The organism is Bifidobacterium ramosum (genome assembly GCF_009299505.1).
In the GTDB taxonomy this organism is placed as follows: domain Bacteria; phylum Actinomycetota; class Actinomycetes; order Actinomycetales; family Bifidobacteriaceae; genus Bifidobacterium; species Bifidobacterium ramosum.
The window spans coordinates 346,011-359,611 of record NZ_WBSM01000001.1 but is presented as its reverse complement, the minus strand read 5'-3'; the positions used below and the strand labels follow the sequence as shown (position 1 = coordinate 359,611).

At 66.0% G+C, this 13,601-nt stretch carries 10 protein-coding genes and 1 other RNA gene; 1 reads left to right on the top strand and 10 read right to left on the bottom strand.

The features are described 5' to 3' along the window. Window positions 1-176: 176 nt before the first annotated feature. From trpD to hpf, 3 genes are all read right to left on the bottom strand, one after another. Window positions 177-1,223, bottom strand: coding sequence for an anthranilate phosphoribosyltransferase (gene trpD, locus DSM100688_RS01380; RefSeq protein WP_152357373.1), 1,047 nt, complete (start codon window positions 1,221-1,223; stop codon window positions 177-179). A gap of 169 nt (window positions 1,224-1,392) precedes the next feature. Then, a complete protein-coding gene (gene secA / locus DSM100688_RS01375; protein ID WP_152357372.1) occupies window positions 1,393-4,308 on the bottom strand; it encodes a preprotein translocase subunit SecA in 2,916 nt (971 codons plus the stop codon). Between the two features lie 252 nt (window positions 4,309-4,560). Next, on the bottom strand, window positions 4,561-5,214 hold the full coding sequence (gene hpf, locus DSM100688_RS01370) for a ribosome hibernation-promoting factor, HPF/YfiA family (protein WP_152357371.1): 654 nt from the start codon (window positions 5,212-5,214) through the stop codon (window positions 4,561-4,563). Window positions 5,215-5,459: 245 nt separating this feature from the next. Between hpf and rnpB the strand changes: the two genes are divergently transcribed. Continuing rightward, window positions 5,460-5,827: RNase P RNA component class A (rnpB, locus tag DSM100688_RS01365), an RNA gene on the top strand. 91 nt (window positions 5,828-5,918) lie between these two features. Here rnpB and DSM100688_RS01360 read toward each other — a convergent pair. The 7 genes from DSM100688_RS01360 to DSM100688_RS01330 form a co-directional block, all read right to left on the bottom strand. Beyond that, window positions 5,919-6,476 (bottom strand): regulatory protein RecX, encoded by a 558-nt coding sequence (locus DSM100688_RS01360; protein WP_239519303.1) that lies wholly within the window; start codon window positions 6,474-6,476, stop codon window positions 5,919-5,921. A gap of 143 nt (window positions 6,477-6,619) precedes the next feature. After that, window positions 6,620-7,786 (bottom strand): recombinase RecA, encoded by a 1,167-nt coding sequence (gene recA / locus DSM100688_RS01355; RefSeq protein ID WP_152357369.1) that lies wholly within the window; start codon window positions 7,784-7,786, stop codon window positions 6,620-6,622. Between the two features lie 266 nt (window positions 7,787-8,052). Beyond that, a complete protein-coding gene (locus DSM100688_RS01350; protein ID WP_152357368.1) occupies window positions 8,053-8,295 on the bottom strand; it encodes a DUF3046 domain-containing protein in 243 nt (80 codons plus the stop codon). A 196-nt stretch (window positions 8,296-8,491) separates the two neighbouring features. Further along, window positions 8,492-9,004 carry a helix-turn-helix domain-containing protein gene (locus tag DSM100688_RS01345; protein WP_152357367.1) on the bottom strand — a complete coding sequence of 171 codons (513 nt, stop codon included), beginning with the start codon at window positions 9,002-9,004 and terminating at the stop codon, window positions 8,492-8,494. 103 nt (window positions 9,005-9,107) lie between these two features. Further along, window positions 9,108-9,638, bottom strand: a complete 531-nt coding sequence (locus DSM100688_RS01340; protein ID WP_240811834.1) for a CinA family protein — start codon at window positions 9,636-9,638, stop codon at window positions 9,108-9,110. Window positions 9,639-9,860: 222 nt separating this feature from the next. Continuing rightward, complete coding sequence (pgsA, locus tag DSM100688_RS01335; protein WP_152357366.1) at window positions 9,861-10,550, bottom strand: CDP-diacylglycerol--glycerol-3-phosphate 3-phosphatidyltransferase; 690 nt, start codon at window positions 10,548-10,550, stop codon at window positions 9,861-9,863. An 80-nt stretch (window positions 10,551-10,630) separates the two neighbouring features. Then, on the bottom strand, window positions 10,631-13,435 hold the full coding sequence (locus DSM100688_RS01330) for a DNA translocase FtsK 4TM domain-containing protein (protein ID WP_239519300.1): 2,805 nt from the start codon (window positions 13,433-13,435) through the stop codon (window positions 10,631-10,633). Between the last annotated feature and the right edge of the window lie 166 nt (window positions 13,436-13,601).

Genomic DNA, 13,601 nt, shown 5'->3' with positions numbered 1-13,601 from the left:
GCTACGCGAATCGCATTGGCTAGACCGATCGAACGTACCGGTCACCATGCCAATATCGTTAACGGACATACAGCCGATTGCGGTAGGCAAATCGGCTGTACGTCCGTTGAAGAAAATAGACAGTGGGACAGACAGTATACAGTATGTCCACTATTTACGGATTGCTTACGGAATCGTCAGGCCTTGGCCTGCGCAGTCTCGATCCACTTGGCGAGCAGCGCCTCGGCCTTGCCGGAGTCGACGGCGTCCTGCGCGAGCGCATACGCCTGCGCGAACCGCTCCCCCAGCGTGCCATCGCCGACCAGATGACCGTCGGCCACGATCGCGGACGCGGCGTTGAGCAGCGCGGTCGAACGCGCGGGGATGTCCTTGCCGGCAACGAAGTCGCGGAACGCCGCCGCATTGACCTCCGGCTCGCCGCCACGCAGCGTCGCCACGTCGATCTTCGCCAGCCCCAGTTCGACGGTCGGATCGAATTCGGTCTCGCTGACCTTGCCGTCGCGGATCTCCCACACGGACACCGGACCGGTCGGGGCCAGCTCGTCGAGACCCTCGTGCGACGTGTACACCATGCCGGACTGGCCGTTGGCCGCGTACACGGCCGCCATGATCGGGCTCATCGCGCGGTTCGCGCAGCCGATGGCGACATGCGCCGGCTTGGCCGGGTTGGTGAGCGGGCCGAGCACGTTGAACACGCACGGGATGCCGAGCGCGGCGCGCACCGGACCGACGAAGCGCATGGCCGGGTGGAAGGTGCGGGCGAATGCGAACGTGATGCCGACCTCGTCGCCGACCTCGCCGACCGCCTCAGGGGTGAGGGTCAGCGGCAGGCCGAGCGCCTCGAGCACGTCGGCGGCGCCGCACTTGGACGACGCGGCGCGGTTGCCGTGCTTGACGATCTTCACGCCGGCCGCGGCGGCCGCGACCGATCCCATGGTGGACAGGTTCACGGTGGCGAAGCCGTCGCCGCCGGTGCCGACGATGTCGGTGGTCTCACCGGAGACGTGCAGCGGCACGGCGTGTGCGACCATCGCCTTGGCCGCGCCGGACACCTCGTCGGCGGTCAGGCCGAGCTGCTGCTGCATGGCCAGCGCCGCGCCCACGGCGGCCGGATTCGCGTTGCCCTGCATCAGGTCGTCGACGAACCACTCCGATTCCTCCGCGCTCAAATGGTCTCCCCCGACCAGCTTGGTGAGAATCGACTTCCATGTGATCTCTGCCATGATGCCCTCCTTGGCGCGATGGCGCCGTGCTAGATGTTATCGCCGCTTATTGTAATGGCTTATCGTTACCCATTGCGTGATCTTCCATATAGCAAAACGGCAGGCTCCCGGAACACGGGAAGCCTGCCGTCATGCGATGACCGCCACCGCGGCGGTCATCGAGGCGATGTCACTGCTCGTTCTGGCCGTGGCACATCTTGTACTTGCGGCCCGAACCGCACGGGCATTGCGCGTTCTTCGGCGTGCCCGGGAACGTGCGGCCGTCGGCCCACGGCGTCTTGAGCTCATCGCTCTTCGGACGCTTGTTCGCCGGCACCTTGCCTTCGGCGTGGCTCATCGGCGCGGGGCCCGCGACCACCGGTGCAGTGGCCTCGCCGGCCTCGGATTCCTTGGCGGCCTCAGCGATGGCCGCGGCCTGCTCGTCGGATTCGTCGGATTCGTCCTCGCTCGGCTCGGAAGTCACTTCGGCATCGGTGTCGGCCACCTCGCTCTCCGCCTCGGCGGTGTCGATGCCCAGCGCGGCCTCGGCAGTGTCCACGGCCGCATCCTCGTCGGATTCGGTGGTGGTATCCTCGGTGCGGGCAACCTGCTCGACGTCCACGTGGAAGAGCAGCTGCACGCTCTCCTCCTTGATGGCCTCGATCATCGAGTTGTACATCTGGTAGCCTTCGCGCTGGTATTCGACCAGCGGGTCGCGCTGGCCCATGCCGCGCAGGCCGATGCCGTCCTTGAGGTAGTCCATCTCGTACAGGTGCTCGCGCCACTTGCGGTCGAGCACGGCGAGCACGACGCGGCGTTCGAGCTGGCGCAGGCCTTCGGCGCCGATCTTCTCCTCGAGCTTGGCGTATTCGGCCTTGATGGTCTCCACGAACGCGTCGCGCACGGCCTCGACGGCCTTCTCGCCCTTCAGCTTGCCGGCGGCCTCCTTGGCGGCCTCGACGTCGAAGTCGATCGGGAACACGGTGCGCAGGGCCTTGAGCAGACCCTCCCAGTCCCAGTCCTTCGGCTTGTCGGAGCTGTTGTTGGCGCCCTTGACGTAGCTTTCGACGGTGTCGGCGAAGAAGCGCTCGATGTCGTTGTGGATGTCCTCGCCCTGCAGCACGGCCTGGCGCTCGGAGTAGATGACGGTGCGCTGCTTGTTCATCACGTCGTCGTACTTGAGCACGTTCTTGCGGATCTCGAAGTTGCGCGATTCGACGGCCTTCTGCGCGGTGCGCACGCCCTTGGAGACGCTCTTCGACTCGATCGGCTCGCCTTCCGGCATGCCCTTGGCCATGACGCGGGCGACGAGCTGCGTGTTGAACAGGCGCATCAGATCGTCCTCAAGCGACAGGTAGAAGCGGGATTCGCCCGGATCGCCCTGACGGCCGGAACGGCCGCGCAGCTGGTTGTCGATACGGCGGGATTCGTGGCGCTCGGTGCCGAGCACGTACAGGCCGCCAAGTTCGACGACCTCCTCGTGCTCGTCCTTGACCTGCTCTTTGATCTGCGCGAGGGTGCCCGGCCAGCGCTTCTCGTACTCGTCCGGCGTGTCGTCCGGCGAGTAGCCCTCGGACTTGAGCTTGGCGTCGGCGAGGAACTCGACGTTGCCGCCGAGCATGATGTCGGTACCACGGCCGGCCATGTTGGTGGCCACGGTGACGGCGCCCTTGCGGCCGGCGACGGCCACGACGGCCGCCTCCTGCTCGTGCTGCTTGGCGTTGAGCACCTTGTGCGGAATCTTCGCCACGTCGAGCAGCGAGGACACGATCTCGGACGATTCGACGGACGCGGTGCCGAGCAGCACCGGCTGGCCCTTGTGGTGGCGCTTGGCGACGTCCTTGACGATGGCCGCCAGCTTCTCCTTCTTGGTGCGGAAGATCAGGTCGTCCTGATCCTTGCGGATCATCGGCTTGTTGGTCGGGATCGGCAGCACGCCGAGCTTGTAGGTGCCCATGAACTCGGCCGCCTCGGTCTCGGCGGTACCGGTCATGCCGGCGAGCTTGTCGTACATGCGGAAGTAGTTCTGCAGGGTGATGGTCGCGAAGGTCTGGTTCTCGGGCTTGACCTCGACGCCTTCCTTCGCCTCGATGGCCTGGTGCAGGCCCTCGTTGTAGCGGCGGCCCGGCAGGATGCGGCCCGTGTGCTCGTCGACGATGAGCACCTCGCCGTGGGTGACGACGTAGTCGCGGTCGCGCAGGAACAGCTCCTTGGCCTTGATGGCGTTGTTGAGGTAGCCGATGAGCGCGGTGTTGTTCGGCTCGTACAGGTTGTCGATGCCGAGGAAGTCCTCGACCTTGGTGATGCCCGGGTCGAGGATGCCGACGACCTTCTTCTTCTCGTCGACCTCGTAGTCCTCGTCGCGGGTCAGCTTCGGCACGAGGCGTGCGAACTGGCGGTACCAGCGGGTCACGTCGCCTTCGGCCGGACCGGAGATGATCAACGGGGTGCGGGCCTCGTCGATGAGGATGGAGTCGACCTCGTCGACGATGGCGTAGTGGTGGCCGCGCTGCACGAGCTCGCTCTTCTCCCACGCCATGTTGTCGCGCAGGTAGTCGAAGCCGAACTCGTTGTTGGTGCCGTACGTGATGTCGGCGTTGTACTGCTTGCGGCGCTCCGGCGGCTTCTGCTCGGTGATGATGCAGCCGACGGACATGCCGAGGAAGCGGTAGATGCGGCCCATGAGCTCGCTCTGGTAGCTGGCGAGGTAGTCGTTGACGGTGACGACGTGCACGCCCTTGCCTTCGAGCGCGTTGAGGTAGCTCGGCAGGGTGGCGACCAGGGTCTTGCCTTCGCCGGTCTTCATTTCGGCGATGTTGCCCCAGTGCAGGGCGGCGCCGCCCATGAGCTGCACGTCGAAGTGACGCTGGCCGAGCGTGCGCTTGGACACCTCGCGCACGGTGGCGAATGCCTCCGGCATGAGGCTGTCGAGCTTCTCGCCGTTGTCGAGGCGCTGCTTGAACTTGGCGGTCTGCCCCTTGAGCTCCTCATCGCTGAGGGCTGAAATCTCGTCCTCCAACGCGTTCACGGCCTTGGCCACGTTTTCCAGTTTCTTGATCTGGCGGCCTTCGCCCATGCGCAGGGCTTTGTCGACGATATCTACCACGTTTCGCTCCCTATAGAGTTGGTTACCGTAAACGAGCATAGCCCAATTCGGCGTGAACCGGGCTCAAACTTCGTCCATAGTACGCGAACACGCCGATTTTTTGGCGATATCGTCCACGTGACGCGCAAAAAAGGTCCGTACGGATCATGTTCCGTACGGACCTTTCGCTATGGATCCCGTTATGGGTCGTTCACCCGGCCTGCCGTGCCGCCGGGCGCTCCGTCATGCCGCTGCATGACGGAGGATCGTCGTTCACTGCACGTTCTCGGGGGTGTCGATCTCGAAGACGCCGTAGCTCCAGCCGTGGCGGTGGTAGACGACGGACGGACGGCCGGTCTCCTTGTTGACGAACAGGAAGAAGTCGTGGCCGATGAGTTCCATCTCGTACAGCGCCTCGTCGATGGTCATCGGTTCGGCGATGTGCAGCTTGCGACGGATGACGATCGGGGTGTCGCCGACCTGAACCTCCACCGACTCGCCGGGGCCGAGATCGGAGGCGACCGCGGCGGCCGGGCTGTTGTTCGGCTCCTCCTCGACGGTCTCCTCAACCTCGGGTTCGACGACGCCCATGTCGACCGGAACCGGGTTGGTGTAGCCGCGACGATGGTCCTTGCGACGGTCGCGGGTGCGGCGCAGACGCAGGGTCAGCTTGTCGAGCGCCATATCGAGCGCGCTGAACTCATCGGTGCTCGACGCCTCGGCACGCACCACGGTGCGGCCTGCGATGACGGTGATTTCCACTCGCTTGGCGGTATCGGCCTGGCGAGGGTTGCCCTCGTGCGTCAACACGATCTGCGCGCGCTGAGCATCCGGGGCGATAGCGGTCACACGATTCATCTTGCTTTCGACGACATCACGGAACCTCTGCTTGACCTGCGTGTGGCGTCCGGTAACGACGATTTCCATGTGGACCTCCCTAGACTCAAGCGGTGCTACCCGCTATTTGGCGAACCAGCGGCGACTTCGCCGTCGGTATGTTTTATTGTAGCCGAACGAATGGTAAACGGCGGGAAACTCGCCCGAAGAATAATGATGTTTTTCTTCGTGTCGCGGTAACGTTCCCGTGCTTGCATTGGCGGTATGCGTGCGCCGTGACGGGCGTCGACGTGCCGGCTGCGGTCTCGGCCGGACGTCGTGTATGATGGTGCGCTTGAGACCTCTTGATGGCCGCGGCCCGATCTTCGATCCGGGCTGAGGAACTTCCGGGCTCCATAGAGCACGATGGCGGATAACGTCCGCCCAGGGCAACCTGAGAGATAGCGCAGCAGAGAACAGACCGCCGGCCGCACGGCCGGTAAGGGTGAAACGGCGGTGTAAGAGACCACCGGGCCTCCGGCAACGGCAGGCCGCATGGCAAGCCTCATCGGGAGCAAGGCCAAGCAGAAGGCGTTTGAGGGCTGCTCGCCCGATGCCTTCGGGTAGGCTGCTAGAGCCTGGCGGCGACGTCAGGTCGAGATGGATGGCCATCCGCGCCGCGTATGCGGCGTGACAGAACCCGGGGTATAAGAGGTCTCACTTTCCTCTTTCCTGTGCAGCGCCGTATATCGCGGCATTCACGGCATGCGACGATGCGCATCCGGCACCCGCCGTCGCGGCGGCGGTGCCTCCGATTACAGCAGTTCGCCGGCCACCCGGCGCAGCGTCTCCGGATCGTGGCCTTTGCGGCCGCCGGCCGACCAGAAACGCTGACGCCGTTTGTCGGGATCCATGCCTTCGGTCTTGCGCGCGTAGCGTCGGCCCAACTCCCACGCGGCGTCTTCGAAGACACCCGTCTCATCGGCCTGCGCGACGGCCCTGCGGGCGATCTCCCGGGGCACGCCCTTGCGGCTCAGCTCCATCATCGTGCCGCGGGCGCCCATCATGCGGCCGGCGCAGTATCGCACGACCGACTGGGCGTAGGATTCGTCGTCCAGCAAACGCACCTCGGTCAGACGCGTGACCACGGCATCGGCCACATCGGCGTCGTAGCCTTTGTCGCACAGCCGGTCTCGCAACGCGCCGGATGACCGCGGCGCCGCATCCAACAGGCGCAACGCCGCCTCCCGGCAGGAGTCCACGTCCTGCGGATCCTCGGCCAACGTCACCGGCCCGAATCCGCCGCGGGAACGGCGGCCCACGGCGCGACGATCCGCACCACCGCCGACACGCGCGCGGCCGCCACGACACATGCCATGACGATCCCGCGCCATGGCTCCGGAACCATGCGGCTCGTCAAACGCCGGCGCAACGTCAGGCTCCGGCGTCCCGACGCCATCCAGCACCGGCGGCCGGGACGCGAGAAAGTCCTTGGCATCGATCATGGTTCAGCGCCTCACGCGGCCTTGTCCGTCTTGGCGGCGGACTTGGCGTCCTTTGACACGTCGCCGGCTTTGCCGCCCTCCGCTCCGCCGTCGGCGTTCGTGGTCCCATCGTCTTCGGCGAACTGGTCCTGCGCAGGGATCAGACCGAACTCGATCTTGACCTTGTTGCCGATCTCTTCGGTGACGTCCGGATTCTCCTTGAGGAACTTACGCACGTTTTCGCGCCCCTGCCCCAGCTGTTCGCCATCGTAGGTGAACCACGAGCCGGATTTCTTGACGACGCCGCACTGCAACGCCATGTCGAGCACCGACCCCTCAGTCGAGATGCCCTCGCCGTACAGCACGTCGAATTCGGCGGACTTGAACGGCGGCGCCATCTTGTTCTTGACGACCTTGACCTTCGTGCGGTTGCCGACGGCTTCGTCGCCGACCTTAATGGTCTGGATGCGGCGGATGTCGAGGCGGACGGACGCGTAGAACTTCAGCGCCTTGCCGCCGGTGGTGGTCTCCGGGCTGCCGAAGAACACGCCGATCTTCTCACGCAGCTGGTTGATGAAGATGGCGGTGGTGCCGGCCTGCGACAGGGCGCCGGTCATCTTGCGCAATGCCTGGCTCATCAGACGCGCCTGCAGGCCGACATGGCTGTCGCCCATGTCGCCCTCGATCTCGGCCTTCGGCACCAGCGCCGCGACCGAGTCGATGACGATCACGTCGAGGGCGCCCGAGCGAATGAGCATGTCGGCGATCTCCAACGCCTGTTCGCCGTTGTCTGGCTGCGAGACGATCAGCGAATCGGTGTCGACGCCGAGCTTGCGTGCATAGACCGGGTCAAGCGCATGCTCCGCGTCGATGAACGCGGCCACGCCGCCGGCCTTCTGCGCATTGGCGACCACGTGCAACGCCAGCGTGGTCTTGCCGGAGGATTCCGGGCCATAGATCTCGACGATGCGGCCCTTGGGCAGGCCGCCGATGCCGAGCGCCATGTCCAATGCCAGTGATCCGGTCGGGATCACTTCGACGTTCTGCTCGGGCTTGTCGCCGAGACGCATCGCCGAGCCCTTGCCGAAGCTCTTTTCGACCTGGGCCAGCGCCGTGTCGAGCGCCGCCTGGCGACGCGGGTCGATGCCGGGTTTGCCGGCGTCCGGCTGCTTCGCCGAACCGTTGGTCTGCTGTGCCATGAGTTTCTCCTTGCCTGTTGCGGTGACGGTGCACTTCCACGCTACGGATCGGCCGCACCCATGCGCAAGCCGTATCGACCCTTGTGGTCGAAGGCTTCCGCTTCGGGCGTGTCGAAAATCGCGCACCCTTACTGCCGTAAGGGATTACGGCGTAAGTGCACAACGCCCGCCACATCCGACGACGTGCTGTCACTGTGGATAACTATACCCACAGTTGCGAACATTTGTTCGAAAAATTGCACTTTCCCAGCATCGCCGGCGTGTCGTCATCGACCGAACCCGGCCGGCAGCGGTGGCGCCTGATGGTCGCGTCCCCATCGCCGGTCGTCGGGAACATCCATCTGGTCGCAGAGCACGTTCCATATCACACGCGGCTGTTCGCCGGCGGCCAGCGCCTCCACCACGGTCATGCCGTCCAGTTTCAGCAACCGCTGGTCGCGCGACAGGCTGCGCCCGTAGCCGTGACCGAACACCTCGTCCACCAGTTCCCAGAATTCCCGTTCTCGCACGGCACCCCAGTCTACAACACCCGTCCGCGCACCGCCGTCCGCCCGTCCGACGGCATATTCCCGCACAACCAGCAACGGACATGCAGCCGATTCCCACTAGGAAATCGGCTGCATGTCCGTTGAGAAAGTCGCGACTCACGCATGCGCCTCGGATCCGAATGCCCGACCGAGATACATGGTCGGCACCCGGCCGGCCTTACGCCTCGACGGATTCGAGGTAGTCGGCGACCATGCGCAGCATCTTCGGCGTGCTCACGCCCAGCGATTCGGCGATGGAGCTGAGCAGCTCGGAGCTGGCCTCCTTTTGGCCGCGCTCCACCTCGGACAGGTAGCCGAGCGACACGCCGGCCTTTTCGCTGACCTCACGCAGGGTCTTGCGGTCGCGGGTGCGCAGCTCGCGCAGCACATGGCCGATGGCCTCGCGCAACGACACGTCATGGGGTTCGACGACGGTCTCGCGCACGTGCGACATGCCACGCGTGCGCGCATCGGAGGAATCCTCCTCCTGCCACATGCGGCTCAATGCCGCCTTGCGTTCGTCCTTGGCCTTCTTGGCGGCGCGCGCGGCCAGCACCTGCTGCTGGGCGAACATCACCGCACGGCGCTGCGCCGGCGTGAGATCGCGCATGCGCGCGCTCCCCGGACGCGCGGCCAGCGGGCTCAGTTCCTCGACGTTCATCGTGTCGGCGGTGCGGGTCATCGTTTCCATCTCGGCGCTCCTTCGTTCGTTCAGTGTTTCCATTACCTTCAACACCGGTCGGCACCGTTTATTCCTGAAAACTTGCTGTGAATCCACGCAAGTTTTGCTGACATCACCGCACCGCCCCGGCGTCGCCCCCGTCGTGCGTCGGATCGTCCAACATGGCGAGCACCGTCTCCAGCACGCTCAGCACGGTCAGTCGCCGCACCTGCTCGCGTGTACCGTCCAGATGCAGTTCGCGCGCGATCGTGCGCCGCCCGTCGCCGCCGACGCCACCGCTCCCCGGCATCGACACGCCGATGTACACCAGTCCCGCCGGCTTGTCGCCGTCCGGCCCCGGCCCCGCCACACCGGTGGTCGATAGGCCGACGATCCGTCCGTCGTACGCCGGCTGTGCGTATAGCCGTGCGGTCGCGGCCGCCATCTGCCGTGCGACCTCGGGATGCACCGCCCCCTCGCGCTCCAGCAGGTCGCGATCGACGCCCAGCACCGACGCCTTGGCATGGATGTCGTAGGTGACGGCCGACCCCAGCATCACGGCGGACGCACCGGGGATGCGCACGAACGCGTCCGCGAGCAGTCCGCCCGTCAACGATTCCGCCGCCGCGATCTTCCATCGGCGCACCTCGCATATGCGCAGGATCGCCGTCGCGCACGCGTCGCAGCGTCCGGCGAGACCGCGCCCGCCGTCGGCCGCACCGGCGGCATCAGCAGCACCGGCGGCATCAGCAGCACCGTTCAAGTCAGTCACATTAGTCAAGTCGTTCATGTCAGTCATGCCAGTCAGTCGTCATTCCTTTGCCGAACATCGCGCCGTAACGAAAAACGGCTCCCCGCAACCGGGGAGCCGAAGGCACGCATCCGTCTAACGGGCGTCGGCCGCAGCCTTCCCGCCCTTGCCGCGCCCGTGGAACGTGTTGTAGAGATACACGCCTCCGGAGTACAGGCACAGGATCAGCGCCACGTAGATCATGAGATACGTGACGAACAGGTAGATGGTCAGCCACATCGGATTGTCGCCGGTGCCGCCCGCGAACTGCCAGAACGGCAGAAGCAGCATCGCCAAGCCGATGCACTGGAACAGCGTCTTGAGCTTGCCCGGCCATGCGGCGGCGATGACCTTGCCGCCGGTGTCGATGACGAAGAAGCGCATGACGGTGATGCCGACCTCGCGGATCAGGAACAGCGCGACGACGATCCAGCCGAGCGCCGTCGGCCCGAGCTCGCCGAACGCGGCGGCCACGATGAGCGTGGCGCAGGTGAGCAGCTTGTCGGCGATCGGGTCCATGAGCTTGCCAAGCTCGGTGACCTGGTTGAACGTGCGCGCCATCCAGCCGTCGAGTTTGTCGGTGGACGCGGCGACGATGAACAGGATCGCGGCCGCCCAGCGCATGGCATAGTGCTCCACGCCCCACGGGCCTGCCGCGATGTACAGGCCGAGGAAGATCACCACGAGCACGATGCGCGAGTAGGTGACGAGGTTCGGCGGCGCGTTCCAGCCGTCCAGCAGGGACGACTTGGCGGATTGCTGGCTTTCGATCTTGTCGTTTTCCATACTGTTCACGATACCCTTACGTTGCTACCTCGGATGGGAGGATGCCGGGAATTGGCTGAAAGGCGAACCGGGAAGCCGGTTCACTCCCCCAGTTCGCCCTGCTGCGACGCGGGCGCGCCCGCCGCCGCGCCGGAACGCTGGATCGTGCTCGTCTCGCCGCGGATGAACGCGAGCACCGCCGGCAGATCCTGCGGCTGGACGAGCACCTGCCGTGCCTTGGAGCCTTCGGATGGGCCGACCACGCCGCGAGATTCGAGCAAATCCATGAGTCGACCGGCCTTGGCGAAGCCGACGCGCAGCTTGCGCTGCAGCATCGACGTGGAGCCGAACTGCGTGGTGACGACGAGTTCGGCGGCCTGCAGCAGCACGTCCATGTCGTCGCCGATCTCCTCGTCCGGTTCGACGGCGGACTTCTCGGCTTCCTTGGCCATTTCCTCGATGTCCTCGCGATAGCGCGGCTTGCGCTGGGTGCGTACGAATTCGACGGCCTTGCGGATTTCGGATTCGCTCACCCACGAGCCCTGCACGCGCATCGGCTTGGCCTGGCCCATCGGCAGGAACAGGGCGTCGCCCTGGCCGATGAGCGTCTCGGCGCCGACCGTGTCGAGGATGACGCGCGAGTCGGTGGCCGACGAGGTCGCGAACGCCAACCGGGACGGGATGTTCGCCTTGATGAGACCGGTGACGACATCGACGGACGGGCGCTGCGTGGCGAGCACGAGGTGCACGCCGGCGGCTCGCGCGAGCTGCGTGATGCGCTGGATGGAGCTTTCGACGTCGTTCTTGGCGACCATCATGAGGTCGGCCATCTCGTCGACGACCACAAGGATGTACGGATACGGGGCGACTTTGCGCTGCGAGCCGGCGGGCGCGTGCACCTTGCCGGCGCGCACGGCCTCGTTGAAGTCCTTGATGTGGCGGAAGCCGAAGAACTCGAGGTCGGAGTAGCGCGCGTCCATCTCCTTGACGACCCATTCGAGCGCCTGCGCGGCCTTCTTCGGGTCGGTGATGATCGGCGTGAGCAGGTGCGGGATGCCCGCGTATGCGGACAGTTCGACGCGCTTGGGGTCGACCATGATCATGCGCACCTGTTCGGGCGTGGCACGCATGATGATCGACGTGAGCATCGAGTTGATGAAGCTCGACTTGCCGGAGCCGGTCGCGCCGGCGACGAGCAGGTGCGGCATCTTGGTGAGGTCGGCGGTGACGAACCGACCCTCCACGTCCTTGCCGACGCCGGTGAGCATCGGCGTCGGGTCGTTAAGCGCCTTGTCGGAACGCAGCACGTCGCCCAGATGCACGATCTCGCGGTCGACGTTCGGGATCTCGATGCCGATGGCGGATTTGCCCGGGATCGGCGAGAGGATGCGCACGTCGGAGCTGGCCACCGCGTACGCGATGTTCTTCTGCAGGTTGGTGACCTTCTCGACCTTGACGCCGGGGCCGAGCTCGACCTCGTACTGGGTGACGGAGGGCCCGCGCAGGAAGCCGACGACCTTCGCGTCGACGTTGAACTGCTGGAACGTGTTGGTCAGGGCGCGGATGACGTTGTCGTTGGCCGGGGTGCGCGCCGCGTGCGGCTGCCCTTTGGCGAGGATGTTGAGATCCGGCAGCTGGTATGGACGGTTCGCATCGTCCGGCGTCGCGGACGGATCCGCGACCTCGTCCGGATCGTCGAGGATCTCGCCGGTGTTCGGATCGACGTTGCCGTGTTCGGTCGCCACCGGCGACGACGTGACAGACGGTGTGACGGACGCTCCGACGGCCGGCATGGCGGCAGTGCCGTCCGGCGCGACGCCGGCCCATGGGTCGGCCGCTGCCTGCGCCGCCGACACCGGCGTGGCGACTGTCGCGTCGTTGGGCATGGCAACGGTCGCCGTGCCGCTGATCGTACGGGTGGGCATCACCGCGGTGCCGCCGGCCGCGCCGTACCGCTGCGTCGCGTCGCCATGCGACGACATCGCATCGTGCGCGTATGCGCCACCGTTCGACGAGACGCTGCGGGTCGGCACGGCGGCGGCCGGGTCGCGCAGGGACGTTTCGGCGGCTTCGCCGTGGCGGTCGGCGGCGTGGTCGAACGGATCGTCGCCGGCGTACCGGTCGAGCGACCGGTCGTCGTCGTGATGCCGCCGCGCGAACAGCCTCGCGAAAAAGCCCTGCTTGGCGGGCTTGCGGCCATCGGTCCCGTCGTCGGATCCGTCATGCGCGGGTACGCCGTCGGAGAACGACAACGTGTCGTCACCGACGCGCACCTCGTTCGGGAATTGGTCGTCGTCGGCGTCGGACGCGGCCGCACCGCCGAGCCGTTCCCTCAGGGCGCGCACGTTGTCGGGCAGATCGGTCACATGCGTCCGTGTGATGAGCAGCAGCGCGAACAGGCCGATCACCACGAACACGATGATCGCGAACGCGTCGGAAAGTCCCCATGCCAACGGCGAGCCGAGCACAAAGCCGAACAGTCCTCCCGCACGCTGCAGCAGCGTGATGTCGAAGCCCGGCGTGTCGGCCGCGACGACCACGTCGATGATCGAGCAGATCGACCACAGCAGCAGCACCCAGCCGGTCACGACACGCGGATTGTCGGAGTTCTTGCCGGAGTTGCGGATCAGCCGCACGGCGACCAGCACCAACAGCACCGGCACGATCACGCTCATCATGCCGAACAGACCGGCGGCGCACGCGTGCAGGATGCGGCCGAGCACACCGTTGACGCGGAACCATTCGGAAGCGCAGAAACAGACGGCCAGCACGATCATCGCGAAGCACAGCCCGTCGCGGCGGTACGCCGGATCATACTCCCCCACGCCGGCGATCGATCGTACGGCCGCACCGAACGCCCGCGGGATCGCGAGCAGGATCTTCTTGCCGAGGGATTCGTCCGCCATGTCGGTCGCGGGTTCGTCGCCGCGCGCCCCCGAACGCGGGTTGCCGTTGCCGTTCTTGCCTGATGAGGATGCTGTTCGTGCCATAACGGTTCACGATTCTACCCATGCCCCGTCATTTCGCCGGCCAGGCGGACGCGACGGCGCCGGCGCCGCGGCTCGTCGCCGC

Bases quoted from the DNA above. Each gene is read 5' to 3' on its own strand.
- trpD (WP_152357373.1), bottom strand. From the start codon at position 1,223: ATGGCAGAGATCACATGGAAGTCGATTCTCACCAAGCTGGTCGGGGGA.
- DSM100688_RS01345 (WP_152357367.1), bottom strand. From the start codon at position 9,004: ATGGAAACGATGACCCGCACCGCCGACACGATGAACGTCGAGGAACTG.
- DSM100688_RS01330 (WP_239519300.1), bottom strand. From the start codon at position 13,435: ATGGCGGACGAATCCCTCGGCAAGAAGATCCTGCTCGCGATCCCGCGG.
- recA (WP_152357369.1), bottom strand. From the start codon at position 7,786: ATGGCACAGCAGACCAACGGTTCGGCGAAGCAGCCGGACGCCGGCAAA.
- DSM100688_RS01360 (WP_239519303.1), bottom strand. From the start codon at position 6,476: ATGTGTCGTGGCGGCCGCGCGCGTGTCGGCGGTGGTGCGGATCGTCGC.
- pgsA (WP_152357366.1), bottom strand. From the start codon at position 10,550: ATGGAAAACGACAAGATCGAAAGCCAGCAATCCGCCAAGTCGTCCCTG.
- hpf (WP_152357371.1), bottom strand. From the start codon at position 5,214: ATGGAAATCGTCGTTACCGGACGCCACACGCAGGTCAAGCAGAGGTTC.